The organism is Oerskovia douganii, assembly GCF_015142735.1.
GTDB classification, from domain to species: Bacteria; Actinomycetota; Actinomycetes; order Actinomycetales; family Cellulomonadaceae; genus Oerskovia; species Oerskovia douganii.
The window spans coordinates 205,215-230,948 of the sequence record NZ_JACSPN010000004.1; the positions used below are offsets into that span (position 1 = coordinate 205,215).

General features: G+C 74.2%; 22 protein-coding genes and 1 tRNA gene. 12 read left to right on the top strand and 11 right to left on the bottom strand.

Going from position 1 to position 25,734, the window contains the following annotated elements:
- Positions 1 to 117 precede the first annotated feature (117 nt).
- The 4 genes from H9623_RS05110 (at position 118) to H9623_RS05125 (ending at position 4,329) form a co-directional block, all read left to right on the top strand.
- Entirely contained in the window at positions 118 to 1,476 is a 1,359-nt protein-coding gene (locus tag H9623_RS05110) for a hypothetical protein (protein WP_193718975.1), read from the top strand.
- A gap of 155 nt (positions 1,477 to 1,631) precedes the next feature.
- The gene (locus H9623_RS05115) at positions 1,632 to 2,297 is read left to right on the top strand and encodes a BUD32 family EKC/KEOPS complex subunit (protein ID WP_193718976.1); all 666 of its coding nucleotides are present in this window, start codon (positions 1,632 to 1,634) and stop codon (positions 2,295 to 2,297) included.
- Positions 2,298 to 2,404: 107 nt separating this feature from the next.
- A complete protein-coding gene (locus H9623_RS05120) occupies positions 2,405 to 3,247 on the top strand; it encodes a polysaccharide deacetylase family protein (RefSeq protein ID WP_193718977.1) in 843 nt (280 codons plus the stop codon).
- Positions 3,244 to 4,329 (top strand): glycosyltransferase, encoded by a 1,086-nt coding sequence (locus tag H9623_RS05125; protein WP_193718978.1) that lies wholly within the window; start codon positions 3,244 to 3,246, stop codon positions 4,327 to 4,329. Before H9623_RS05120 ends, H9623_RS05125 begins: the two co-directional genes overlap by 4 nt.
- On the opposite strand, the gene H9623_RS05130 is transcribed toward H9623_RS05125, so the two are convergent.
- Positions 4,326 to 5,330, bottom strand: a complete 1,005-nt coding sequence (locus H9623_RS05130; RefSeq protein ID WP_193718979.1) for a glycosyltransferase family 2 protein — start codon at positions 5,328 to 5,330, stop codon at positions 4,326 to 4,328. The two genes, H9623_RS05125 and H9623_RS05130, sit on opposite strands and share 4 nt — an antisense overlap.
- 80 nt (positions 5,331 to 5,410) lie before the next feature.
- Between H9623_RS05130 and H9623_RS05135 the strand changes: the two genes are divergently transcribed.
- Genes H9623_RS05135 through H9623_RS19945 form a run of 4 tightly spaced genes read left to right on the top strand, consistent with a single transcriptional unit; the run spans position 5,411 to position 11,245 of the window.
- Positions 5,411 to 7,576 carry a glycosyltransferase gene (locus H9623_RS05135; RefSeq protein ID WP_193718980.1) on the top strand — a complete coding sequence of 722 codons (2,166 nt, stop codon included), beginning with the start codon at positions 5,411 to 5,413 and terminating at the stop codon, positions 7,574 to 7,576.
- Positions 7,573 to 9,003: an O-antigen ligase family protein gene (locus tag H9623_RS19940; RefSeq protein ID WP_193718981.1), complete on the top strand. Its 1,431-nt coding sequence runs from the start codon at positions 7,573 to 7,575 to the stop codon at positions 9,001 to 9,003. The genes H9623_RS05135 and H9623_RS19940 overlap by 4 nt, the downstream gene beginning before the upstream one ends.
- Positions 9,000 to 10,076: a glycosyltransferase family 4 protein gene (locus H9623_RS05145; RefSeq protein WP_193718982.1), complete on the top strand. Its 1,077-nt coding sequence runs from the start codon at positions 9,000 to 9,002 to the stop codon at positions 10,074 to 10,076. Before H9623_RS19940 ends, H9623_RS05145 begins: the two co-directional genes overlap by 4 nt.
- Positions 10,073 to 11,245: a glycosyltransferase gene (locus H9623_RS19945; RefSeq protein WP_321575287.1), complete on the top strand. Its 1,173-nt coding sequence runs from the start codon at positions 10,073 to 10,075 to the stop codon at positions 11,243 to 11,245. The genes H9623_RS05145 and H9623_RS19945 overlap by 4 nt, the downstream gene beginning before the upstream one ends.
- Here H9623_RS19945 and H9623_RS05155 read toward each other — a convergent pair.
- The 10 genes from H9623_RS05155 to H9623_RS05200 form a co-directional block, all read right to left on the bottom strand.
- The gene (locus H9623_RS05155) at positions 11,205 to 12,500 is read right to left on the bottom strand and encodes a glycosyltransferase (RefSeq protein ID WP_193718983.1); all 1,296 of its coding nucleotides are present in this window, start codon (positions 12,498 to 12,500) and stop codon (positions 11,205 to 11,207) included. The two genes, H9623_RS19945 and H9623_RS05155, sit on opposite strands and share 41 nt — an antisense overlap.
- Positions 12,497 to 14,371 (bottom strand): tyrosine-protein kinase family protein, encoded by a 1,875-nt coding sequence (locus tag H9623_RS05160; RefSeq protein WP_193718984.1) that lies wholly within the window; start codon positions 14,369 to 14,371, stop codon positions 12,497 to 12,499. The genes H9623_RS05155 and H9623_RS05160 overlap by 4 nt, the downstream gene beginning before the upstream one ends.
- Positions 14,368 to 15,582, bottom strand: a complete 1,215-nt coding sequence (locus tag H9623_RS05165; RefSeq protein ID WP_193718985.1) for a glycosyltransferase — start codon at positions 15,580 to 15,582, stop codon at positions 14,368 to 14,370. The genes H9623_RS05160 and H9623_RS05165 overlap by 4 nt, the downstream gene beginning before the upstream one ends.
- A gap of 173 nt (positions 15,583 to 15,755) precedes the next feature.
- Positions 15,756 to 16,355, bottom strand: coding sequence for an aminoacyl-tRNA hydrolase (pth, locus tag H9623_RS05170; protein ID WP_193718986.1), 600 nt, complete (start codon positions 16,353 to 16,355; stop codon positions 15,756 to 15,758).
- A 142-nt stretch (positions 16,356 to 16,497) separates the two neighbouring features.
- Positions 16,498 to 17,100 carry a 50S ribosomal protein L25/general stress protein Ctc gene (locus H9623_RS05175; protein ID WP_193718987.1) on the bottom strand — a complete coding sequence of 201 codons (603 nt, stop codon included), beginning with the start codon at positions 17,098 to 17,100 and terminating at the stop codon, positions 16,498 to 16,500.
- Positions 17,101 to 17,424: 324 nt separating this feature from the next.
- Positions 17,425 to 18,138, bottom strand: coding sequence for a GOLPH3/VPS74 family protein (locus tag H9623_RS05180; protein WP_193718988.1), 714 nt, complete (start codon positions 18,136 to 18,138; stop codon positions 17,425 to 17,427).
- 45 nt (positions 18,139 to 18,183) lie between these two features.
- Entirely contained in the window at positions 18,184 to 18,900 is a 717-nt protein-coding gene (locus H9623_RS05185; RefSeq protein WP_321575288.1) for an SIMPL domain-containing protein, read from the bottom strand.
- A gap of 205 nt (positions 18,901 to 19,105) precedes the next feature.
- Positions 19,106 to 20,089, bottom strand: a complete 984-nt coding sequence (locus H9623_RS05190) for a ribose-phosphate diphosphokinase (RefSeq protein WP_193718990.1) — start codon at positions 20,087 to 20,089, stop codon at positions 19,106 to 19,108.
- On the bottom strand, positions 20,086 to 21,786 hold the full coding sequence (glmU, locus tag H9623_RS05195) for a bifunctional UDP-N-acetylglucosamine diphosphorylase/glucosamine-1-phosphate N-acetyltransferase GlmU (protein ID WP_193718991.1): 1,701 nt from the start codon (positions 21,784 to 21,786) through the stop codon (positions 20,086 to 20,088). Before glmU ends, H9623_RS05190 begins: the two co-directional genes overlap by 4 nt.
- A 17-nt stretch (positions 21,787 to 21,803) precedes the next feature.
- Positions 21,804 to 21,875 (bottom strand) — tRNA-Gln (locus tag H9623_RS05200).
- A gap of 309 nt (positions 21,876 to 22,184) precedes the next feature.
- Between H9623_RS05200 and H9623_RS05205 the strand changes: the two genes are divergently transcribed.
- The 4 genes from H9623_RS05205 (at position 22,185) to H9623_RS05220 (ending at position 25,722) form a co-directional block, all read left to right on the top strand.
- On the top strand, positions 22,185 to 22,796 hold the full coding sequence (locus H9623_RS05205; protein WP_193718992.1) for a TetR/AcrR family transcriptional regulator: 612 nt from the start codon (positions 22,185 to 22,187) through the stop codon (positions 22,794 to 22,796).
- 132 nt (positions 22,797 to 22,928) lie between these two features.
- Positions 22,929 to 23,918: an ABC transporter ATP-binding protein gene (locus H9623_RS05210; RefSeq protein ID WP_193718993.1), complete on the top strand. Its 990-nt coding sequence runs from the start codon at positions 22,929 to 22,931 to the stop codon at positions 23,916 to 23,918.
- On the top strand, positions 23,915 to 25,150 hold the full coding sequence (locus tag H9623_RS05215) for an ABC transporter permease (protein WP_193718994.1): 1,236 nt from the start codon (positions 23,915 to 23,917) through the stop codon (positions 25,148 to 25,150). The genes H9623_RS05210 and H9623_RS05215 overlap by 4 nt, the downstream gene beginning before the upstream one ends.
- A gap of 71 nt (positions 25,151 to 25,221) precedes the next feature.
- On the top strand, positions 25,222 to 25,722 hold the full coding sequence (locus tag H9623_RS05220; RefSeq protein WP_193718995.1) for a MarR family winged helix-turn-helix transcriptional regulator: 501 nt from the start codon (positions 25,222 to 25,224) through the stop codon (positions 25,720 to 25,722).
- Positions 25,723 to 25,734: the final 12 nt, after the last annotated feature.

The window sequence follows — 25,734 nt, forward strand, 5'->3', positions numbered from 1 at the left end:
CGAACCATCGGCGCGGAACGCGACGATAGGGCGAGGGGCGAAGTTCACCCGGGCGGACCACGCTCCCAGCGCGTCGCACCCCGTCGCCGGGCGCGGCCTGTGCGTTACTGTCGCGCCATGAACCGTCCCGGCAGCGACCTCGACCCTGCGCCGGCCGTGCGCCCTGCCCCGACCCCCGTCTCGTCGTACGACCCCGCGCACCTGACCTACCGGTGGTCCCGCGAGGTCGGCGCGTTCGCCCACCAGTACGACCGTGACCTGCAGCTCCTGGTCGTGTGGTCGGGCGGCCGCGAGCACGAGGCGGAGATCGTCGAGCGGGTCGCGGCCGACTTCACGGTCCTCGCGCAGGTCGAGGTCCGCTGGAGCCCCGAGAAGGTGGTCAACGACTTCGAGCGGCTCTACGGGCAGACGCTGTGGGGCACGTCGCCCAAGCACGAGGAGGTCGGCGACGGACCGTTCCTCCTGCTGGTGCTCGAGGACCCCGCCCCGGCCTACTCCTACCGCCAGAACGTCACGGGCTACGTCGAGCTGACCAACGTCAACGTCGCGCGCGTCAAGGCCGCCGCCCGTGCGCTCACCGGCGGGTACCGCATCCACTCGAGCAACAACATTCGCGAGTTCTTCCGCGACGCCACGCTGATCCTCGGGCCCGAGCGCCTCGGCGAGATCCTCGCGCAGGACGGGCCCGCGACGGGGACCACGGTGCTCGCGGAGGACCTCGTGGGAAGCCACGGGTGGGAGAGCCTCGACCAGGTCTTCCGCACCCTGCGCTGGACGTCCCGGTACGTCGTGCTGCGCAACTTCGAGGATCTTCCCGGCGCGCTCGAGGACGACCACGAGATCGACGTGCTCTGCGACGACCAGACGGACCTCGCGGCCGTCCTCAACGCGACCGAGGTGTACCCCGGACCCGAGGGGGCGCAGTTCCGGACCCTCGTGGGAGGCGACGAGGTCTTCTTCGACACCCGGTACGTGGGCGACGGGTACCTCGACACCGAGTGGCAGCGCGAGATCCTCGCGCGCCGCGAGTGGCGGGAGGGGCCCGTCGCGGTGCCCCGCCACGACGACCACCTGTTCTCCCTGCTGTACCACGCCAAGGTGCAGAAGCCGGCCGTCAAGCCCGCCTACGTCGGTCGGCTCACGGACCTCGCCCTCGAGGTCGGGCTGCCCGAGCAGGTCGCGCGCACGCTGACCCAGGACGAGGTCGCGGCCTCGCAGCTCGACGGCTACCTCGCGGGCCACGGGTTCACGGTGCCGCTGCCCGTCGACCCCGCGGTGCACCGCAACACGGCGTTCCTCGACCGCTTCCGCCTCACCCCCCTGGCGGACCCGCCGCTCAAGGTCGCGACGTCCGAGCTCTGGGCGTCGGCCAAGCGCAGCCCCGTGGCCAGGGCGCTCGGCCGTTCCCGCGTGGTGCGCGGTGCCTACCACCGGCTGCGGTCGGCGTTCCACGCGCTCAAGGACCGCGGGGCCTGACGGGGCGCCGCCTCGCACGGCGGGGCGCGACCCGCCGTACGGCGGGAGAGGCCCGCCACGGCCGCCCGGATTTCGCCCGCTCCGGCGGCGCCCCGCCATGGACCGGTCGAGGGGCTCCCCGCTCCCTGGTCCGCCGGGTCGTCGACCGGGCGCGGATGGTCTACATCTTCGGCAGCCCGGTGGGCGCGACGTTCGTCAAGGCCACCGACCGCTCGGTGACCGTCTACACGACGCACCGCGGACGCCCGACGGTCTCGAAGTACTTCGCCCGTACGCGCGTCGGCAAGGACGCGTTCCTCGCGGAGAAGGCCACGGGCGACCTCTTCGGCGACCGGCCGTGGCGCATGCCCGTGGTGCGCTGGCACCGTCGCGGCTTCACGGTCCCGCGCCTGCCGGACGAGTCCCGGCTCGACGTCGCGGGGCAGCAGCTCTCGCGCGAGGACCGGGTCGGCATGGGGGCGTGGACCCTGGACGTCCTGCTCGAGATCTACCTCACGGGGCACCTGCACGGCGACCTGCAGCCGCACAACATCTGGATGCTCGACGGGCGGCCCGTCGTGACCGACTTCGAGACGTTCGGGCCGCGGACGGCAGGCATCCCGTTCCTCGACTCGGGCGACATCACGGGCAACGACCCCCGCCCGCGCGACCGGAGCCTGGACCCCGCGTTCGACCCCGAGGACGACTGGTCGTTCCACCACATGCTCGGTGTGACGCTCCAGGACGCCGTCGACGCGCTGCGCCCGCGGCTCGTCGCCGCGAGCGCCACCTCGCCCGAGGCCCGCGCGAAGCTCGAGGCGCTCGACGGGGAGCGCACCTGAGGCGGGACGGCGCGCGCGCCCGCCCCGCGGCCCCCGTAGCATCTGCACCACCGCGCCCGGCCCGTCCGGCGCGCTCCACGTCCCGGACGACCAGAGAGGGTCAGTCGATGTCCGAGTCCCAGCCCGGCGGCTCCCGCACGGCCGCCCGCCGTCCTCCACGCGGGATCGTGGTCCGTCGCCGCGACATCGAGAGCACGCCGCCGCCCGTCGGGGGCCGCTTCTCCGACGTCGCGTACACCCGGCTGCCGCTCCCCCGGGCGCTGACGCGCGCGCTGGGAACGTTCTGCGTCAACACGTCGGACCGGGTCGTGGCGATCACGTACGACGACGGCCCGCACCCCGAGCACACGCCTCGCCTCCTCGACCTGCTGGCCGAGCGCGGCGCGACGGCCACGTTCTTCGCGCTCGCCCGGCAGGTGCGGGCCCACCCGGAGATCGCCCGCCGCATCCTCGCCGAGGGGCACGAGCTCGCGCTCCACGGGCAGGACCACCGGTCGCTGCTGACGATGGGCGACGCGGAGGCGGTCCGGTACGTGCGGGACGCGAAGGACGAGGTCGAGTCGATCGTCTCGGCGCCGATCGTCTCGTTCCGGCCTCCCTACGGCGCGCACACGGTCCGGCAGGCCCACGGCATCGCGGGCCTGGGGATGGACGTGCTCATCTGGTCGGGCGACGCGTTCGACTGGATCGACGGCGAGGAGGAGCAGATCGCGGAACGCGCACTGTCGACCGTCTTCCCCGGGAGCATGCTGCTGCTGCACGACGACCGCGGCGACCCGGAGACGCTCGCCCCCGACGAGGTGCTGCCGGCCTTCGACAAGGCACGGGTCCTGGACCTGCTGCTGGATCGGCTCGCGGCCGACGGCTACCGGACCGTGACCGCCCACGACCTGACGGCGTCGTACCAGCCCGTCATGAGCATGGCCCGCGAGAGGATGCGTCAGGCATGAGCACACCCACCGGTGCGGGGGCCCGCCCGGAGCTGTCGGTGATCATCCCGGCGTACGACGCCGAGGCGACCCTCGGGGTCCAGCTCGGTGCGCTGCTCGCGCAGCGCCCGGCCTGGCCCTGGGAGGTGATCGTGAGCGACAACGGGTCGAGCGACGGGACGCGTCGGCTCGTCGCGGAGTGGACCGAGCGCATGCCCGAGCTCCGGCTCGTGGACGCCTCGGCCCGTCGTGGTCCCAGCGCGGCCCGGAACATCGCGGTCGCGCAGGCGAGGTCCGAGGCACTGGCCTTCTGCGACGCCGACGACATGGTCGCCGACGGCTGGGTCGAGGCCGTGCACCGTGCCCTGAGCGAGCACGAGTTCGTCGCGGGCCCGTTCGAGGGGGCGCGGCTCAACGCGGGCCTGACGTCGGCGGTCTCGTGGACGGCCCAGACGGACCGGCTGACGGTCAAGCCCGGGCTCGAGCAGTTCGTCACGGCCGGCTCCGGCAACATGGGCGTGCGCACGGCGGTCTTCGACGAGGTCGGGGGGTTCTACGAGGGGGCCCGGACCGCCGAGGACGACGACTTCTGCATCCGCGTGCAGCTCGCGGGGCACGACCTGGTCTTCGACCGCGACATCGTGCTGCACGTCCGGCGCCGTGACGGGCTGCGGAACATCGCCCGGCAGTCCTTCGCGTACGGCGCGGGCGAACGGTGGCTGAGCCGCCGCTACGCGCTGCTGTACGCGCAGGCGCCGCAGCACGCCGGCGGTGACCCCGCGACCGCGGCGCCCTCCTCCGAGGCCGCCGGGGCGGAGGTCACGGGCGGCGCTGCGGGGACGACCGCGACGGGCGCCGGCTCGACGACGGGTACGGGGACCGGGAGCCGCGTCTCCGCGCTCGCCCGGCGCGGCAGGACGTTCGTGGTGCGCGGCGCCTCGTTCGCCCGCAAGGCCGTCCGGAAGGCGTCCACGGTCCGCCGCCCGGGGGACCTCTCGGACCTGGTGTGGCGCCTGAGCTGGGACGCGGGGTGGCGGTTCGGGCGCATCCCCGAGGCGCCGCCGATCGTCCCGCCGCCGAGCTGGCGGCGCGACGCGACCTAGCCCTCGGCCGAGCCGTCCGGCAGGCGGTCCGGGTGGCCGCCCCCGTCCTGCCCCCGGTCCAGGGCTCGCCGGGCCCGCTCGCGCACCCAGTCGACGGGGGCGAGCGGCGCGAACCGCGCGGCCCACGCCACGTGGCCCAGTGCGGCGCCGACGCGACGCTCGGCGAGCTCGGCACGAGCGGCCCGTGCGGCGCTCCACGCGGCGAAGCGGTCGTTGGCGCGCAGCCGGTCGCGGTAGGCCGCGTCCAGCCCGGCCGTGCCCCGGGGGTCCGCAGCGCGGGCCTGCGCGCGACGCTCGCGCAGGATGACCCGGATCCCGGCAGCGAGGTCGCGGTAGGCGCGCGTGGTGTTGCCGGGGTGGTAGCGGTAGTCGACCAGGACGTCGTCGACGTGGACGAACGGTCCGAGGGTCGTGGCCGCGAGGACCAGGTCGAGGTCCTCGCCCTGGCGGTAGACGGGGTCGAACCCACCCACCGCGTCGAACGCGCTGCGGCGGATCACGAGGTTGGGCAGCATGATGCCCGTCCGGCCGCGGACCACGTCGCGGGCGTCGCGGGCCGGACGCTGGTCGGCGGCGACGAGCTGGTCGCCCGCCGCGTCGACCGTGCGCATCGCGCAGTAGCCGATCACGGCGTCGGGCCGTGACGCCAGGGCCTCGACCGTGAGGCGCACGCGGTCGGGGTGCCACCGGTCGTCGTCGTCGAGGAACGCGAGCAGCGATCCCCGCGTGTGCCGGACGCCCGTGTTGCGGGCGACGGACACGCCCGACGGGTCCAGGCGCAGGACCGTGCCGACGCCTGCCTGCTCCACGAGGTCGCGGATCACGGCCGGGTCGGGCGACCCGTCGTCGACCACGACGAGCTCGACGTGGGGGTACGTCTGCGCCGCGACCGAGGCCAGCGCCTCGGCCAGGAAGGGGCCGCCGCGGTTGGTCGCGACGACCACGCTCACGAGCGGTTCGGCGACAGCGGCGGCCGCGGCATCGGGACCTCGGTCGGGCACGGCGCTCCTCGGTTGTCGGTCGGGGTGAAATCGCTGAGATCGCAGGGGCCAGGGCCCCTCGCTGGTGGACAATCTCCCACATGAGGATCCTCCGCGTCTCGCACAGCGCCGTGGTCGACGCATGGCGGGAGCGGGAGCGGGAGCTGCGGACGGCCGGGCTCGACGTCCACCTGGTGTCGGCGCTCGCCTGGGACGAGGGCGGCACCACGGTCCCGCTGCGTCCCCGGCCGGGCGAACCGGTCGAGGGGGTCCGCACGTTCGGCTCGCACCCTGCGCTCTTCGTCTGGTCGCCCGGCCCGCTCTGGCGGTTGCTGGGCCAGGGGTGGGACGTCCTGGACCTGCACGAGGAGCCGTTCGCCCTGGCCACGGCCGAGATCCTCGCGCTGCGCGGGCTCCGCGCCCTCGTGCCGGGCAGGGCCCGCCGCCCCGCGCCGCCGTACGTGCTGTACTCGGCGCAGAACATCTCCAAGCGCTACCCGTGGCCCTTCCGCGCGTTCGAGGCCGCGGCCCTGCGCGGCGCGGCAGCGGTGTCGGTGTGCAACGAGGCCGCGGCGCGCATCGTCCGTGCCAAGGGCGCGCGCGGCGCGGTCGAGGTGGTCCCGCTGGGCGTGGACCTGTCGGTCTTCGCCCCCGCCCCGGCGAGCGACCTGCCCGACGGCGCCGCCCCGCTCGCGGCGCCGGGGCACCCGGGTGGAGCGGGAGAGCCTCGCAGCACGGGCGGGACGACGGGCACCGCGACCGCGGTCCACGTCGGCTACGCGGGTCGCCTCGCCCTGCACAAGGGCGTGGACGTCCTGCTCGCTGCGGCCGAGCTGGACGGGCGCCTCCACGTGACCCTCGCGGGCGACGGCCCCTCGGCACGCGCGCTGCGCGAGCGTGCCCGACCGCTGGGCGACCGGGTCCGCTTCGTGGGACCGCTGTCCGGCGACGACCTGGTCGCGTTCTACCGCTCGCTCGACGTCCTGGCCGTGCCGTCCCTCGAGACCTCCGGCTGGGTCGAGCAGTTCGGTCGGGTCGCGGTCGAGGCCATGGCGTGCGGGACTCCCGTGGTGGCGAGCGACTCGGGGGCCCTGCCCGACGTCGTGGGCGGTGCGGGACTGCTCGTGCCCCCCGGTGACGCTGCGGCCCTGCGGGCGGCGCTCGTGCGGGTCGTCGACGAGCCGGGCCTCGCCGCGACGCTCCGCGACCAGGGGGTCGCGCGCGCGTCGTCGTGCTCGTGGCCCCAGGTCGCCCGCCGCTACCTGGCCCTCTACGAGCACGCGACGGCGCACCCCTCGCCCGGAGCCCCCGCCCCCGCGCCGTCGCCCCCTCCGGGCGACGAGCCCGCCCGCGGGACCGGTGCCGCGCCGTCGGGCAGCGAGCCCGGGCAGCCGCCCGAGGTGGTCCTCGTCGCCTACGGGTCCCCGGACCTGGTGCGCGACGCGCTGGCTCCGCTCGTCGGGAAGCTGCCCCTCACCGTCGTCGACAACTCGTCGATGCCGGAGGTCCGCGAGGTCGCCGAGCTCGCCGGGGCCCGCTACCTCGACCCCGGCCGCAACGGCGGGTTCGCGGCAGGCGTCAACCACGCGCTGCGCCACCGGCAGACCCCCGGGTCGGACGTGCTGCTGCTCAACCCCGACGCGGTCGTGACCCCGGAGGACGTCCTGACGCTCCAGGAACGGCTCCACGGGGCACCCGACCTCGCGAGCGTCGGCCCGGCACAGGTCGACGGGCAGGGCGCCGCGGCCCGCGTCGTGTGGCCCTACCCGTCCCCCGCCGGGACGTGGGTCGAGGCCGTGGGCCTCGGCGCGCTGAGGCCCACCCCGCCGGGCAGGTCGTTCGTCATCGGGTCCGTGCTCATGCTGCGGGCCGACGCGCTGGAGCAGGTCGGGACGTTCGACGAGAACTTCTTCCTGTACGCCGAGGAGACCGACTGGGCCTACCGCGCGACCCTCCTCGGCAAGCGCCACCTGGCCGTCACCGAGGTCGAGGCCCTGCACCTCGGTGGTGCCACGAGCAGCGACCCCACCCGCCGCGAGACGCACTTCCACGCCTCCCAGGAGCGGTACCTGCGCAAGCACTTCGGGACGGCGGGCTGGCAGGCGGCGCGCGCCGGCGTCCTCGCGGGGTCGGCCGCGCGCGCCGTCGCGCTCCGGGGGGACGGGCGCACCCTGGCCCGCCTGCGGGTCCGCCTGTACCTGCGCGGCCCCCTCTCGGCAGAGGCCGCGATGCTGCGCGGCCCCGCGTCGCCGGACCCCGCGACGTGATCCGCCGGTCGCTCGCCTGGGTCGTGGGCTCGGCCGCGGTCGCCGCGGTCCTCGTCGGGATCGGCTTCCTCGTCCCGGAGTACACCGCGATCTCGGTCGGGGTGGCCGCCCTCGTCCTCGTCGTCGGGATGACCGTCTACGAGCCCGCGGCCATGCCGATCCTCGCGATGCCCGCGATGGTGATCGTCGAACGGGTCGGGGGCGACGCCGTCAACCTCTCGCTCAGCGACTTCGCGCTCTTCGGCGCGTTCTGGTTCGCGCTGTTCTTCACCCAGCGCCCCCTCTCGCGGCCCATGCGCTCGCTGCTGTGGCTCTCCGCGCTCTACCAGGTCGCGACCCTGTTCACCGTGATCGCCAACCCGTACACCGCGAACACCGTCGAGTGGTTCCACGCGTGGCTGTCGGTGGGCGGGGCGCTCCTGGTCGGCTGGGCCGTCGGGAGGGCAGGACGCGCGCGGCTCGGCCTCACCCTGTTCATGATCCCGTGCCTGATCATCGCGGTCCTCACGTGCTTCACCGCGCTGCAGCAGCTCGCCGCGGGCGACACGGGCCCCGTGTACCTCCAGATCCCGTTCCCGATGCACAAGAACTTCGTCGGGTGCGTCCTGGGGAGCGCGGCGCTGCTCGCCTATGCGCGTCCGTGGTGGGTGGGGTGGCCCAAGGCGTTCACGTACCCGGCGTTCTGGCTGTTCGGGCTCGCGGTGCTCGCGTCGCAGTCGCGCCAGGCCCTGATCGGCCTCGCGATCGGGGTCGTCCTCATCACGCTGCGCGCCGACCCCGACCGCAAGCGCTCCAAGCTCATCCTGCTCGCCGCGATCCCCGCGGTGTACTTCGTGTGGGCCGCCGTCCAGGAACAGCTCGCGACCAACGACCAGTTCAACTCCGCGTACCAGCGGCTGACCTGGTACGAGCAGGCCATCGACGTCTGGGAGCGCAGCCCGTGGGTCGGGGTCGGGCTGCGCTGGTGGGTCGCGAACCGCACCGAGTACACCTTCCAGCCCCCCAACGCCGAGCTCGAGGTGCTCACGTCGGCCGGGCTCGTCGGGCTCGTCGCGTTCATCGTCCTGTTCTTCGGTTCGCTCGTCGTGCTGTGGCGGATCAACCCCCGGTTCGGGACGCTCGCGTTCTCGGTCCTCCTCATGCGGTTCATCCAGGGGCAGTTCGACCTGTTCTGGGTGTCGGTCCAGGTGTCGGTGCCGTTCCTCATCGTCGGCGTCTGCGTGGGCGCCGACGCCTACGCCGAGTCCCGGCGAGCCGCGCGCGAGGAGACCGGCGACAGGCTCCCGGTCGACGACCTCCGGTCGGTCGAGGAGATGCTCGACGCCCGGGGCCCCTCGAAGCACCTCGTGCTCACCCCGGCCTCGATCCCCGTGCCCCAGCCCGACCCCGCGCCCACGGGCCGCCACCGGAAGGACCCGACCACGTGAGAGTGCTCCACGTCGTGCACTCCGACGCCTTCGCGGGCGTCGAGCGGCACGTCGCCCGACTCGCCCGGGCGCAGTCCGCCCACGGCAGCCAGGTCGTCGTCGTCGGCGGGGACGTGCCCCGCATGCGGGAGACCATCGACGACCGGTCGGTGCGGGTACTGCCCGCCGGGTCCCTCGCACAGGTCGTGCGGACGGTCCGCACGACCGCCCCCGGCGCCGACGTCCTGCACGCCCACATGACGTCGGCCGAGGTCGCGGCCGCGCTCGCGGCGCCCACGGTCCGGGCCATGCCCCCCGTGGTCGCCACGCGCCACTTCGCGCGCCCCCGCGGCAGCGGCCCGGCAGCCGGCCTGACGGCAGCGGTCGCCCGCCGGCCCGTGCGCGCGCAGATCTCCATCAGCCGGTACGTCGCGGACCACGTGGACGGCGACAGCGTCGTCGTCCACCCCGGGATCGACGACCGCCCCCCGGCCCCCACCGCGTCCGACCGCGACCGCACCGTCCTGCTCGTCCAACGCCTCGAACCGGAGAAGCGCACCGACCTGGGCGTCCTCGCGTTCGCCGCGTCCCGCCTGCACGACGACGGCTGGCAGCTCCTCGTCGCGGGAAGCGGCTCCCAGCGTGCCCACCTCGAGACGCTCGCCGCCCGCGAGGGCCTCGGCGCGCACGTGCGGTTCCTCGGTGCACGGTCCGACGTGGACGACCTCATGCGCCACGCCGGCGTCCTGCTGGCCCCCTGCCCGATCGAGGGCCTGGGCCTCAGCGTCCTGGAAGCCATGTCCAACGCGCTGCCCGTGGTCGCGGCCGCCGCCGGCGGCCACCTCGAGACCCTCGCCGGGCTCGATCCCCTGGCCCTCTACCCGTCGACCGACGTCGCCCGCGCAGGAGAGCAGCTCGCGACCCTGGCCGCGTCCGCGTCGCGCCGGGACGCGTACGGCGAGGCCGCCCGCACGGTCCAGCGCACGCACTTCACGCCCCACGCCCAGGTCGACGGGACCGCCGCCGTGTACCGCGGCGTCGTCCGTCGTCCGCAGGCCCGCCCGGACGACCAGCATCGGAGCCCCTCGACGTGAGCGCCCTCCCCCAGCCCACGGTGCACGAGCTCGTGGTCGTCTCGCTCGAGTCGTGGGACATCGTGTGGCGACGCAACCAGTACCTCGTGACCGAGCTCCTGCGCGCGGACCCGTCCCTGCGGGTCCTGTTCGTCGAGCCCGCGGCGGACCCGCTCCACGAGGCCCGCCGAGGGTTCCGGCCCCGTCCCGGCCTCGGCCTGCGCCGGGCCACCCCCGTCGAGGGGGTCGGCCCCGACCAGCTCTGGCTCTACCAGCCGACCAAGATCCTGCCGCGCCGCGTCGACCCGCGCGTCGACGCACGGCTCGCGTCCCTCGTCCGCCGCGCCGCGCGCAAGGTCGGGCTCACGCGCCCCGTGCTGTGGGTCAACGACCCTGCGGCGTCGACCCTCGCCCGGGACACCGACTGGCCGTCGCTGTACGACGTGACCGACGACTGGGTCGCGGCCGACCGACCGCCCGAGATACGCCGTCGGCTCCTCGCGGACGAGGCGCACCTCCTGGCGGAGTGCGACGAGGTGACCGTCTGCTCGCCCCACCTCGCCGCGAGCAAGGGCACGGGCCGGCCCGTCACGCTCATCACCAACGGGGTCGACGTCGACCGCTACCGGCAGCCCCGGGAACGGCCCGCCGACCTCCCCCCCGGCCCCGTGGCCCTCTACCTGGGCACCGTCCACCGTGACCGGTTCGACCTCGACCTGGTCACCCGGACCGCGACCGCGGCGGCCGGGGCAGGGACGGTCGTCGTCGTCGGGCCCGTGCTCGACCTGTCGAGCCAGGAGTACGACGACCTCGCGGCCGCGGGCGTGCGGCTCCTCGGAGCGCGTCCCTGGACCGACGTGCCCGCCTACCTCCAGCACGCGACCGCGCTCCTGGTCCCCCACCTCGTCGACGACTTCACCGACAGCCTCGACCCGCTCAAGCTCTACGAGTACCGGGCCGTCGGGCGCCCCGTCGTCGCCACCCCGGTCGCGGGGTTCCGCGACGCGGCCGACCCGCGTGTCACGGTCGCCGACCCGGCGGGCTACCCGCAGGCCGTGCGGGCGGCCCTGACCGCCCCGGCACGGACCGACACCCACCAGGACGACGACATCCCGACGTGGGACACCCAGGGCCGCGCGATGCGCGAGGTCATCGAGAGAGCCTGGCGGCTCGCCGCCACACCCCGCTGACGACCTCCGCGGTACGCGTCGCGGCGAAGCGCTCGCGCGCGACCTCGGCGGCGCGGCGGGCCCTCGCCGCCGCGTCCCGCGGGTGGTCAAGCACCGCCAGCACGCCCCGTGCCAAGGAGTCCGCGTCCCCCGGCTCGACGAGCTCACCGAGCGGCGCCGGGTCCTCCGGCGTGCCGGCGAGGACCTCGACGACTCCCCCCGCCCGGGTCGCGACGACCGGCACCTCCCGGATCATCGCCTCGACCACGACCTGGCCGAACGGTTCCGGGACGGGCGACGCGTGGACGCACACGTCGAACCCGTCGAGCTCGGCCGCCGGGTCCGCCACGAACCCCACCCAGACGACGCGGTCCGCGACGCCGAGCCGGACGGCCTCCGCACGGACCTCGTCCGCGTACCCCTCGGCACCGAAGCTGGGTTCGCCGACGAGCCGGAACGAGGCCCCCGGGTGGTCCACGAGCACGCGAGACGCCGCCCGCACGAGCTCGAGCTGCCCCTTGGTCGGGCTGATCCGCCCGACCATGCCCACGACCGGGCCGGGGGCCACCTGCCCGGCGGCCACCTGCCCGGCGGCTGCCTGCCGGGCGGCTGCCTGCCCGGCGGCCACCTGCCGGGCGGCTGCCTGCCCGGTCGGGTGGCCGGTCGCGCGCCCACCGACCAGGACCTGGTCCGCGCCGAACCCCGGGTACGCCACGGTCGAGGGACCCGGGAGGGTCTCGGCCGTCGCGCGCGAGTTCACGATCACCGCGGCGGGCAGGCGCGACGCGGCCCAGCGGAAGGCACGGACGACCCGCGCCGGGAGGTAGTCGTCCGCGATCCTGTCGTGGACGTGCCAGACGAGCGCCGCGCGCGCGACCCGCGCGGGCACCACGCCGAGGAGGTCGGCCTTGAGCGACGTCGTGTGGACCACGTCGGGTCTCAGCGCGCGGACCCGGCGGACGAGCGCCCAGGTGAAAGGGACCAGCCGCAGCAGGGAGACGAGCTGGGCGGCCCCCGCACGGCCGACGGCCTCACGCGAGGTCGAGACGGTGCGAGCGTCGAGCGGCAGCACCTCGACGACCGCACCGGCGGCCCGCAGGCGCGGGACGAGCGGACCGTCCGAGAACAGCAGCACCCGCACGTCGACGTCCGGGCCGAGCGCCTCGAGCAGGCGCACCAGCGCGAGCTCGGCACCGCCGAGCTGGCCCGTGTGGTCCAGGACGAGCACGCGCACCGGCCGGTCGGGGCCGACCCCGACCGCGCGTCCTGCCGTCACCAGCGGAACGGCAGCCTACGCCCCGCGCTGCTCTCCCCGGGTTCCGACTCCTCGCCCTTGCGGGCGGGGTTCGAGCGGGAACGCGTCTCGCCCGGCGTGCCGGGAGACGTCGAGACCTTGCCCCACTCGGGGGACAGCAGCGGTCCCTGCCGCCCGCCGCCGGAGGACTGCGGCCGGGGGCCAGAGGCCTGCGGTCCCGTTCCCTGCGCGGGCGTCGCCCTGGTCGCGGCCGGGACGCCGGTGCCCACGGCTGCGGCCCGTTCCCGGGCGGCACGGCGCGGTTCGTCCACGTGCTCGTCGTTGTCGTCACGCGTCGGGGCGTCGGGCCGCTCCGCGGGGAGCGCCGGGGCCGACGGCTCCGTGTCTCCGGACGGGCGGTCGGGGTGCCCCGCGTCCTTGCGGTCCGGGTCGCCGTAGGTCGAGGCATAGAGCATCCGCCGGTCGCTCTTGACCCCGGCCAGCGCGATCCCCACCAGGGGGACGTTGTTGATGCGCAGGCGCTCGGAGGCCTCGGCGAGGACCGCGCGGTCGGTCTTCCCGGCGGAGGCGATCAGGACCACCCCCGTCGCGTAGCGCCCGAGGATCGTGGCGTCGGCGGCCGCGAGCACGGGTGGTGCGTCGATGACGAGCACCTCGGCGTCGTCGCTGAGGTCGGCGATCAGGTTGCCGGCACGGGTCGTCGCGAGGAAGTCCGCCGGGTCCATCTCCTCCTCCGGGACGGGGAAGACGCCCAGGTTGGGGATCGTGGTGGGGCGCAGCGTGTGCGGGTCGCCCGACCACCCCTCGGGAGGTGGCAGCACGCGGTCGAGCTCGGGGCGACGAAGGTCGCCCGAGACCGCGATCGTGCGCCGACCGCTCAGCGCGAACGACGCGGCGAGGTTCGCCGCGATGAAGGTACGGGGCGCGTGCGGGTCGGCCGCGGTCACGACGACGACGACCTTGTCGGCCTCCGCGAGGGAGACCTGGACGGCGGTCCTCAGCTCGCGGATCGACTCCGTGAACGGGGTCGCGACCTTCCGGGAGACCGGGAGGGTGTGCGTGTGGCTGTAGTCGCGGTCGGAGGACCGGACGCCGTAGAGCTCGGCGAGGACGGGGGTCTGCGCGAGGCGGGCGGCGGCGGCGGCGCCCCGCACGCGCACGTCGAGCCCGCGACGGGCGAACGCCAGCCCGATCCCGGCGACGAGGCCCGCCAACGCCGCGAGGACGAGCACCGTGGCCCGGCCCGGGCCGAGCGCCTCGGCCCCTGCGGCCGGGGTCTCCACCTCGCCCGGGACGCCGATCGCCCGCAGGGTGTTCGTCTGGACGGTCAGGCTCGTGTACTCGGTGACGATGGTCTCCTTCTCGGCGAGCGCGAGCGGGTCGTCCGAGTTGACGGAGAGGCGGGCGGTGACCCCGGCGAGCTGCTCGGCGAGGGCCTGTCTCCTGGCGTCGAGCGCCGCGACCTGGGCGTCGCGGAGGACCGTGAGCTGGGCGACGTAGGCGTCGGCGAACGCGTTGGCGACGTCCTGCGACTCCTGCGGGTCGAGGGTCTTGGCGCTGATCGCGATGACGCTCTGGCTCTCGCCGGGGTACTCGGCCGAGACCTGTGCCGCGAGGGCCGCGGGGGCGCCCGTGTAGCCCAGGGTCGTCGCTGCGGCGGCCACCACGGGCTCCGACGTGATGTCCCCGAGGTCGGTCGCGACCGTGACCTCGACGACCTGCTCACCACCCTGCGCCGTCTGCACGCCGACCAGCCTCACGGTCGCCGTCGCCTTGTAGACGGTCTCCTGCTGGTCGAGGTAGACGAACGCCCCGACCACCACCACGAGGACGGCCGCGAGGACGTAGTACTTGCCGTCCCACACCGTGCGGACGAACTCCCGGACTGTCATGGGTTCCTCTTCCCTGAGGTGCTGGTGCCCCCGTGCACGATGCTCCGTTGGGCGTCGACGACCTCACGGAGCCGCGCGACGAAGCGTGGGATCGCGAACGTCTCGACGTGCGCGGTCAGGACGTCATCCTCCCACGGGACGTCCGAGGCGTCCTGGACTGCCCGCGCGACGAGCCGCGGCTCGGGGGCGTCGAAGAAGGTCCCCGTCACGCCGTCGACCACGGTGTCGAGGTAGCCGCCGTCGCGGAGCACCACGGAGGGGCGGCCGAAGGCCCCGGCCTCGAGCGGGGACAGCCCGTAGTCCTCGTAGGACGCCGCGACGAGCATCGAGCAGTTCCGGTAGAGCCAGCGCAGCTCGGGGTCGTCGACGCGCCCCAGGAGCGTGGTGCGGCCACGCGCCGCCACCGTGCCCGACGGCGAGCCCCACCGCCCGGAGACGGGGGCACCGGTCGCGGCCAGGCCTTCGAGGCGCGCCCGGTCCGGGCCGTCCCCGACGATCACGAGGCGCCGGCCCGCGAGGCGGGCCGCCTCGACGAGGACGTCGACGTTCTTGTAGGGCAGGAGCCGCGCGACGCACAGGAGGAACCCGGGCTCGATCCCGGGGACCTCCTGCTCGGGACCGGCGGGCAGCATCGCGGGGGGCGGGGGCAGGATCTCCGCCTCGATCCCGTACGCCTCGCGGATCGCGCGCTGGGTGACGGTGGAGTTGGCGAGGTAGACGTCGGCGCGCTCGGCCGCGCGCCGGTCCCACCCGCGCAGGGCGGGGGACAACGTGGCCAGGGCGGCCGAGGCGATACCGCCGCGGACCCGGTCGGCGGCGCCCCGCCCGTCGCGTCCCCCCAGGTAGCGGTCGCGCTGGTAGAGCCACCGGGCCGGGGCGTGGCAGTAGACGACGGTCCGTCCGGCGCCCTTGTACCCGTGGGCCCAGCCCGTGGAGCTCGCGAGCAGGACGTCTGCCTCGACGCGCTGGGCCGAGACCGCGGGGGCGAGCAAGGGCAGGGCGAGGCGGTGGTGCCGGCGCAGGGCGCCGACCCGGTCGAGCGGCGAGGTCCGCAGGTCGAGCCGGGAGAACTCGGGGAAGGTGCCCTCGTGGTCGTAGAGCGTCGTGTACATGGGCGAGCCGGGGAAGGCCTCGGCCAGCCACAGCGCGACCCGTTCGGCGCCCCCGCGCTGGGTCGCGTAGTCGTGCGCGAGTGCCACACCCTCGGTCATCGTGCCTCCGTCGTGGGGCAGGAGGCGGCCACCCGCCCGGATTGGATATCGATCCAGCCTAGGGCGCTGTTATGTGCCAAAACGGGCGAGACGGACAAGTCACCCGGGTGAAACCGAGGGGCGGACGACGATCCGCGGCCGGGGCCGGCGCCCGGGCGTTCCGCAGACCGAGGTCAGGCCTTGGTGTGGAACTTCCCCTGGGCGGCGAGCAACCCCTCGGTGAGGACCATCTCCACGGCGTCCGCCGCGTCGTCGAGCAGGAACGGCAGCTCCTTGGCCTCCGCACCGGAGAAGTTCTTCAGGACGTAGTCCGCGGTGTCCATGCGTCCCGGAGGGCGCCCGACGCCCGCGCGGACGCGCACGTAGTCGCGCGTGCCGAGCGCCTTGGTGATGTCGCGCAGGCCGTTGTGCCCGCCCTCGCCGCCACCGGACTTGAGCTTGATGTCGCCGAACGGGATGTCCACCTCGTCGTGGACGACGATCACGTGGTCGGGGTCGATGCCGAAGTACTGGGCGAGACCCGCGACGGGGCCGCCCGACGTGTTCATGTACGTCGACGGCTTGGCCAGCAGGACCCGTGGCCCCGGAGCACCGCCGGGCAGCACCCCGAGGCGCGCCTCGGCGACCGCGGCACGCGCCTTGTGCGCGCTGAAGGTCGCTCCGGACCGCCCGGCCAGGACGTCGAGCACCATGTGCCCGACGTTGTGGCGGTTGCCCGCGTAGGTGGGTCCGGGATTCCCGAGCCCGACGACGAGCCACGGCTGATCGGTCATGTCACCTGGTCCTTCGACGACGTCTGGGAGACGTGCGAGGCGTCCGGCGCCGTACGGCACCGGACGCCTCGCACGTTCGTGTCCTGCGGTCCGGGTGGTCACGCCCGCGGGTTCAGCGGGCGCCACCTCCGGAGAGTGAGGCTCAGGCCTCGGCGGGAGCCTCGTCGGTCGCCTCGGCGGCCTCGGCCTCGGCCTCGGCAGCGACCTCGCTGCGGGGCTCGGTGATCGCGACGACCGCGAGCTCGGGGTCGCCGTGGAACACGGAGCCCTTGGGCAGCGTGATCTCGCCGGCGCGGACGATGTGACCGGCCTCGAGACCGTCGATGGAGACCTCGACGGACTCCGGCAGGTGCGTGGCCTCGGCCTCGAGGAGCAGCGTCTGCGACTCGACGACGTGGATCGTGCCGGGGGCGGACTCGCCGACGACGTGCACGTTGACCTCGACCTCGACCTTCTCGCCCTTCTTCACGATGAGGAGGTCGATGTGCTCGACGATCTGCTTGACCGGGTCGCGCTGGACGTCCTTGGCGATCGCGAGGACCGGCTTGCCGTCGAGCTCGATCGAGAACAGGGCGTTGGCCTGCTTGAGCGAGAGGGTCGTCACGTGCGCGGGCAGCGCGATGTGGACGGGCTCCGTGCCGTGCCCGTACAGGACGGCGGGGATCTGGTTGTTGCGGCGGATGCGGCGCGCGGCACCCTTGCCGAACTCGGTGCGGGACTCTGCGACAAGCTTGATCTCGGACACGTGAACTCCTGAAGAACGGTTGCGGGCCGACCACCAGTGGGAAGCGGTCGGCTGTCCGGCCGGCTGGTTGTCACCGGAGGACGGGGCGGCTGCGTCGGCGCGGGACACATGACGGGCGCACGAGGACGACCGCCCAGTCGATTACGGGGACCCATCAGGATCCTGCTGACCTTCCGGTGACTCACCGGCCGTCAGACGTCCCTCGCCGAGGCAACCGAACTACTGTACCCGGGCGCGCCGCGTCAAGGGAAACGCGCTCGTGTCGCGGCTCGGCAGCGGGCCGGGCCAGGCCTGGCCAGGTCGGGCGGTCGGCCGACCGACCGGTCAGGCCTGCGCCGCCGTGACGGCCACGGTGGCGCCGATCGCAGCGCTCGTGCTGATCGCCAGGGCGGTGGCCGCGGTGATCTCCTCGACGTAGCGTCGGGTCGCTCCCGCGGCCCAGCTTCCCTCGGCGACCTCCTTCGCGCGCCGGTCGACCTCCCGGCGGTCGCCCGCGGTGAGCTCCGCACCGGCGGACATGACCCGACCCGCCTGCCGGGTCGCGGCGAGGATCGCGACGAGCGCGCCCGTCCGCTCGTCGGGCGTGGCGCCGTCGAGCAGGACGCGGGTGAGCGTGCGGCGCACCTCGCCCTCGTGGCGCGAGTCAGCGGCGGGCCAGCGCGTCGTCGGGAAGATGCCCAGGATGCGGCCCTCCTCGCGGCGCAGCAGGCCGCGGCCGACGAGCCCGTCGAGCGCTGCGTTCGCGGGCTTGGTGCGGGCCAGCGCCTCGACGAGCCCCTTGGGCTTGGACCCCTCGCGCGACTTCACGACGGCGAGCGAGGCGTCCAGCAGCGGCCTGCCCGTGGGCGACTGGTCGCGCACCACGACGCGCCCCGACCGCCACGCCGAGCCGTCGCCCGCGAGGTCGACGCGCGCCCTCAGCGCGAGCTCGACGAGCAGCGCACCACCCGCCACCTCCTGGAGGTACGACGTGTCGGTGACGGGCTTGCCCGTGACGTCGTCCAGCGCGAGCAGGAGGTAGTCCTCGATGATGAGCATGCATCTAACCTAGCGGCGCCGAGGTGTCAGGACCCCTGGGAAATGTCACGATCCGGTAGCGACGGCCCACGCCCAGCGCACCGTGACGCTCGCGTCCACCTGCTCGCGGCCGGGGTCGACCGCCATCGCGTCGTACGCCTCCGCCTTCGCGGACAGCAGGCGCGGCACCGGTGCGAACCCGCCCCCCTGCTCGCTCACCTCGACGACCTGCCCGAGGGCACGCCCGGCGAGCGCCGCGTACTGCTCGGCCCGGGCGCGCGCGTCGGCGAACGCCTCGGCCCGCGCGGCCGCCGCGAGAGGCCCGGGGTCGCTCACCGCGAAGCGCATCGAGTCGAGGCGCGCGACGGGTCCCGCGGCCCCGAGCGCGGCCCGCACGAGCTCCCCCGACGCCTCGACGTCGCGCACCGTCACCCGCAGCGCGAGGCGTGCCGTGACCAGGGTCGTGGCACCGTCCGGCCCGGTCGACGGCTGCGTCCACGTGGACGTCTGCGAGGTGCGCAGGTCCCCCGGCGCGACCCCGCCGGACAGCAGCGCCTCGCGGGCCGCGTGCACGCCGGCGTTCGCGGCGTCGAGCGCCACCTGGACGTCGTCCCCCGAGGCCTCGGCGCCGAGCTCGACGACCACGACGTCGGGCACGGCGGTCGCCGCCCCCTGCCCGGTCGTCGTCACGCCGCCGGAGAGGTCCTGGGTGGTCGGGGTCGGCTGGGTCGGCTGGGTCGGCTGGGTCGGCTGGGTCGGCTGGGTCGGCTGGGTCGGCGTCACACCGGCCATGCTGCCAGCCCGACGGAGCAGCCGCCTCGCGCGCACCGCGTCGCCGGTCCGCGCCGCACCGCCGGAGGGTCGCGCCGCACCACCGGAGGGTGCAGGGCAGCAGGACGGCAGGGCGGCAGGACGGCCGACCCCGGGGACGACGACGGCCCGCCCTGCCGCGTGCTGCGGGAGGACGGGCCGTCGTGGGACCAGTGGCTCAGCTGTTGCCGTCGAACAGCGACGTGACCGAGCCGTCGTCGAAGACCTCGCGGATCGCCCGCGCCAGGAGGGGTGCGATCGACAGGACCGTGAGCTGCGGGAAGTGCTTGTCCGCCGCGATCGGCAGGGTGTCCGTGACGACGACCTCGCTCGCCCCGCACTCGGACAGGCGCTGGGCCGCCGGGTCGGACAGCACGCCGTGCGTCGCCGCGACGATGACCGACTTGGCCCCCGCCGCGAGGCAGACCTTGACCGCCTCCGCGATCGTGCCGCCGGTGTCGATCAGGTCGTCGACCAGGACGCAGTCGCGTCCCTCGACGTCACCCACGACACGGTTCGCGACCGACTGGTTGGGGCGCGTGATGTCGCGCGTCTTGTGGACGAACGCGAGCGGTCCGCCACCGAGCTTCGCGGCCCACTGCTCGGCCACCCGGATACGGCCCGCGTCGGGCGAGACGACCGTGACGTTCGACGTGTCGACGCGCGTACGGACGTAGTCCGTGAGGATCGGCATGGCCCACAGGTGGTCCACGGGGCCGTCGAAGAAGCCCTGGGTCTGCGCGGCGTGCAGGTCGACGCTCATGAGGCGGTCGGCGCCGGCGGTGCGGAACAGGTCCGCGATGAGACGGGCGGAGATCGGCTCGCGACCGCGGTGCTTCTTGTCCTGCCGGCCGTAGCCGTAGAAGGGCTGGACGACCGTGATGGTCTTGGCCGAGGCGCGCTTGGCCGCGTCGACCATGAGCAGCTGCTCCATGATCCACTGGTTGATCGGCGCCGTGTGGCTCTGGAGCAGGAAGATGTCCGCACCGCGGACGCTCTCCCCGAACCGCACGTAGATCTCGCCGTTGGCGAAGTCGTACGCGGTCGTCGGGAGCAGGTCGATGCCCAGCTCCCGCGCGACGTCCTTGGCGAGCTGGGGGTGCGCGCGGCCGGACGCGAGGACGAGGGACTTGTCCCCGTTGCCGGCGATCGTGCTGCTCATCGTGGGGAAGACCCTTCGTTCGTGCTGCTTGAGGTGGTACCGGTCCCGTCGGGGACCGTGGGGACGCCGGGGCTCGTGGGCGCCGGGGTCGGTCGGGAGGCCGGGGTCGCCGCGGAGGCCTCGGCGAGCTGCGCCTGGGCCTGGGCTCCCAGCGGAGGGGGCGTCTCGTCGTCGTTCTCGTGCGCGCGCGCCGCGGCCTCGGCGGCTGCCGTGCCGGGGCGACGGCGGGCGACCCAGCCGTCGATGTTGCGCTGCGGCGCGCCGCTCACGCCGAGCGCGCCGGCCGGCACGTCGCGGCGGATCACGGAGCCGGCGGCCGTGTAGGCACCGTCGCCCACCGTGACCGGGGCGACGAACATGTTGTCCGCGCCGGTCCGGGCGTGCGAGCCGATGACCGTGCGGTGCTTGGAGACGCCGTCGTAGTTGACCGTGATGCTCGCGGCACCGATGTTGGTGTGGTCGCCGATCGTCGCGTCGCCCACGTAGGACAGGTGGGGAACCTTGGAGCCCGTCCCGATCGTCGCGTTCTTGGTCTCGACGAACGTGCCGATCTTGCCCTTCTCGCCCAGGACCGTACCGGGGCGCAGGTAGGCGAAGGGGCCCACGCTCGCGCCGTCACCGATGACCGACAGGCTGCCGTGCGTCCGGACCACGGTGGCCCCTGCGCCGATCTCCGTGTCCGTGAGCGTCGTGTCGGGACCGATCGTGGAGCCCGCTCCGACGCTGGTCGCGCCGTGCAGCTGGGTGCCCGGCAGCAGCGTCACGTCGTGGCCCAGGTCCACGTCGACGTCGACCCAGGTCGTGGCCGGGTCGATCACGGTCACGCCCTCGAGCATCCAGCGCGTGAGGATGCGGCGGTTGAGCTCGGCGCGCAGCGTCGCGAGCTGGGCGCGGTCGTTGGCGCCCTCGACGAGCAGCGGGTCGGCCACGCGCAGCGCGCCGACGCGTCCACCGCCCTCGCGGGCGATCTGCAGGACGTCGGTCAGGTAGACCTCGCCCTGCGAGTTGTCCTGCGTGACCTGGCGCAGCGCGCCGCGCAGGATCCCGGCGTCGAACACGTAGACCGACGAGTTGATCTCGCGGATGGCGCGCTGCTCGGGAGTGGCGTCCTTGTGCTCGACGATGCTCAGCACACCGCCCTGCGCGTCGCGCACGATCCGGCCGTAGCCCGTGGCGTCCTCGACCTCGGTCGTCAGGACCGTGACCGCGTTCCCGTCCGAGTGGTGCACGGCCAGCAGCTCGGAGAGCGTCGCGGCGTCCAGGAGGGGGATGTCGCCCGCGAGGACCACGACCGACCCCTCGACACCTTCGACGGCACCGCGCCCCTCGTGCCCGATCGGGACACCGTGGGCGGCCGCCTCGGCCTGCGCCCTGACGTCGAGCGCCTCGACCGCGCACTGCACGGCACGCCCGGTCCCCGGCACGTCGTCCTGGTCGACCACGAGGGCGGTCGGGACGACCTCGAGCGCGGCCGCAGCGACCTGGTCGCGCTCGTGCCGGACCACGACCGCGATCCGCTGGGGCGAGAGGTCACGGGCCGCGACCATCGCGTGGCCGAGCATGCTGCGTCCGGCGAGCGTGTGGAGGACCTTGGGCGTCGCGGACCTCATCCGGGTCCCCGCGCCAGCGGCGAGGACGATGACTGCGGCGGGCACTGGTGATGCGTCGGGCACAGCGTCGGTCACTGGGGCTCCCATCGGGTTGGTTGCACGTGCTCCGCCCCCAGGACTCGAACCTGGACTAAAGGCACCAAAAACCCTTGTGCTGCCGATTACACCAAGGCGGAACGGACTGGACACGACGCACGGGCCGGGGGCGAACCCCTCGATCGCGCGCTCCATCACTCGTCCGGAGAACAGTCTGCCAGGTCTCGCGCGGTGCTCGGCGCCCGAACGGGGTCCGGACGTGGAGAGAACGTGTGAGGAGAGAGTCATCCCGCCCCGGCGGGGGTCGTCCTCGCGCCGTCGGACCGGTACCGGGGGGTGCCTGCGGCCCCCTCCCCGTCTCGTCCAGGCCTCGGGTTCGGCCCCGGGGCGACCCGGCACGGCATGATGGTCCCGTGCCCGCAGACTCCAGACGCCCTCCCAGATCCCGCATGACCGCGAGCCAGCGCCGTGAGCAGCTCCTCGCGGTGAGCCGTGTCCTCTTCGCCGAGAAGGGCTTCGAGGGGACGAGCGTCGAGGAGATCGCGGCGCGCGCCGAGGTGTCCAAGCCCGTGGTCTACGAGCACTTCGGGGGCAAGGAGGGCATCTATGCGGTCATCGTCGACCGCGAGATCCAGGGGCTGACCTCGGCCCTGACCGGCGCCCTGTCGATGGGCGGCCACCCCAAGGTGCTGCTCGAGCGCACGGCGCTCGCGCTGCTGACGTACATCGAGACGTCCGAGGACGGTTTCCGGATCCTCGTGCGCGACTCCCCCGTGGCCCAGGCGACCGGGACGTTCTCGAGCCTCATCGGGGACGTCGCGACGCAGGTCGAGCACCTGCTCGCGGACCAGTTCAAGCGGCGTGGCCTGGACCCCCGGGTCTCCCCCATCTACGCGCAGATGCTCGTGGGCATGGTCGCGCTCACGGGTCAGTACTGGCTCGACGTGCGCAGCCCCAAGAAGGCGGACGTCGCGGCGCACCTGGTCAACCTCGCGTGGAACGGCCTCTCGGGCATGGAGAAGAAGCCCTCGCTCACGACCAAGGACCGCGCGGACGACTGACGCTGCGGCGGCCCGTCCGCCGTCCGGGGCCCACCGGCGGAGGGCCGGCGAAGCCCCCGTCACCGGCCGTCGGCGCCGGGCCCGTGACATTCCGCCCGGGACGGCGACCCTCGCGCGTGGTTTCGTTGGTTCATGGCGACTCTCGAGATCGACAGGCTGAACAAGACGTACGGGACGGTGCGCGCGCTGCGCGACATGTCCTTCACGGTCGGTGCCGGCGAGATCTTCGGCTTCGTCGGCTCGAACGGCGCCGGCAAGACGACGACCATGCGGATCGCGCTCGGCGTGCTCGCGCCCGACTCGGGCGAGGTCCGGTGGGACGGGCGACCGCTCGACCTGGCCATGCGTCGTCGGATCGGCTACATGCCCGAGGAACGCGGGCTGTACCCCCGGATGAAGGTCGGCGACCAGCTCGTCTACCTGGCCCGGCTGCACGGGCTGAGCCCGGCCGCGGCGCGGACGGCGATGGAGCACTGGACGCAGGTCCTCGGGATCGACTCCCGCCGGGGCGACGACGTCCTGAAGCTCTCGCTCGGCAACCAGCAGCGCGTGCAGCTCGCGGCGGCCCTGGTGCACGACCCCGACATCCTGGTCCTCGACGAGCCCTTCTCCGGGCTGGACCCGGTCGCGGTCGACGTCATGAGCGGCGTGCTGCGTGACCGTGCGGCCGCGGGCGTGCCCGTCGTCTTCTCGTCGCACCAGCTCGACCTCGTCGAGCGGTTGTGCGACCGGGTGGGGATCGTCAAGGCGGGCGAGATGGTCGAGGTCGGCGGGATCGAGGAGCTGCGTGCGACGCAGCGTCCCCAGTGGGTCGTCGACGCCCCGCAGGCGCCACCCGGCTGGGCGGCCGAGGTCCCGGGCGTCCACGTCGTCCGGTACGACGGCGCCAGGACCTTCCTCGAGGTCGACCCGGCCCACGAGGGGGCTGAGCAAGCGGTCCTGCGCGCGGCCCTGGCCACCGGTCCCGTCCGGGAGTTCACACCCCAGCGGCCCTCGCTGACCGAGCTGTTCCGCCACGTCGTGAGCAGCGACGACGCGGCCGCCGACGCGGCGTCGGGCGGCGCGGGCTCGACGGGCGACGACCCCACGGCGCCCCCCACCCGACAGGAGGTCTCCGCGTGAGCGCCGAGCACGGGCCCGCCCGGTCGACCAGCGCGCACTCCCCCGTGAGCACGTGGGGTGCGGTGTCCCTCGTGGCGGGGCGGGAGATCTCGACGCGCATCCGGTCCAAGGCGTTCGTCTGGACCACGGTCGCACTGCTCGCGGGCGTGGTGCTCGGCGGGTTCCTGCTGAGCGTCGTCGGCAACCAGGGCCCCGCGGCCCAGCAGGTCGGCGTGACGTCGGACGCGCAGGCGCTGGGCCCGCAGCTCGAGGCCGCGGGCAGCGCGGTCGGGACCGAGATCCAGGTCAGCGAGGTCTCGGAGACCGAGGGACGCGAACGGCTCGCCGACGGTGACCTCGACGCGCTGGTCGTCGGGACGCCCGGTTCGTTCACCGTGGTCGTCGAGGAGGAGCTGGGCACCACCCTGACGCCGGTGTTCACGGGCCTGGCGCAGCAGGCCGCCCTGTCCGGGGCCATCGCCGACCTGGGAGGCGACCCCTCGGCCGTCGCGCAGGAGATCGCGTCGGCAGCCCCGCGGGTGGAGACGCTCGAACCCACCGAGGAGCGCGACCCGGCGCAGATCGTGACGGGCATGGTCGGCGGCATCCTCATCTTCATCGCGCTCATGACGTGCGGCCAGCTCGTGGCGCAGGGTGTCGTGGAGGAGAAGACGAGCCGCGTGGTCGAGCTCCTGCTCGCGACGATCCGCCCGTGGCAGCTCATGGCGGGCAAGGTCCTGGGCATCGGCGCGATCGGGCTGATCCAGCTCGTCGTGGTCGTCGGGGGCGGTGTCGGGACGGCGCTCGCGCTGGGGCTGGTCGACGCGAGCAGCGTCGACCTGGGCGCGACCGCGGCGTGGGTCCTCGTGTGGTTCGTGATCGGCTTCGTCATGTACTCGCTCGCGCTGGCCGCGCTCGCCGCGCTGGTCTCGCGGCAGGAGGACGTGGGGTCGGTCATCACGCCGGTCCTGACGCTCATGATGATCCCGTACATCATCGGCATCTCGATCGGGCCGTGGGACCCCGAGAACCCGCTGGTCGTGTGGTTGTCCTACGTCCCGTTCTGCTCGCCGCTGCTCATGCCCATCCGCATCGCGCTGGGCACGGTCGAGACGTGGGAGATCCTTCTCGCGGTCGGTCTCTCGCTCGCGCTCGTGCCGGTCCTGGTGTGGCTCGCGGGCAAGATCTACTCGAACGCGGTGCTGCGCACGGGCGGCCGGATCAGGCTCAAGGACGCCCTGCGCGCGAGCTGACCGGACTCGCCGGGACGGGTCCGACCCGTCAAGACTCTTGATGTCAAGGAATGTCGAGTAATCTCGCGTTCATGCAGCACCCGCACCCGGACGAGGTCGACCGCATCGTCGACGCCTGGCAGCGCGAGCGTCCGGACCTGGACGTCGAGCCGCTCACCGTGTTCTCGCGCGTCAGCCGGCTCGCCCGGCACCTGGACCTCGCGCGCCGCAGCGCGTTCGCGCGCGGCCACCTGGAGACCTGGGAGTTCGACGTGCTGTCCGCGCTGCGTCGCGCGGGCGAGCCGTACCGCATGTCCCCCGGGGCGCTCATCACGCAGACGCTCGTCACGAGCGGCACCATGACCAACCGGATCGACCGCCTCGAGGCCCGCGGCCTGGTGCAGCGCCACCGCTCCCCCGACGACCGCCGCGGCGTGCTCGTCGAGCTCACGCCCGAGGGCCTCGAGCGGGTCGACGCCGCGATGACGGACCTGCTGCGCGTCGAGCGCGACGTCCTCGCGGCTCTCGACCCCGCGGAGCGCCTGCAGCTCGCGAACCTGCTGCGCACGGTCGTCGGGCAGTTCGAGGCCTGACGACCGTGCGCT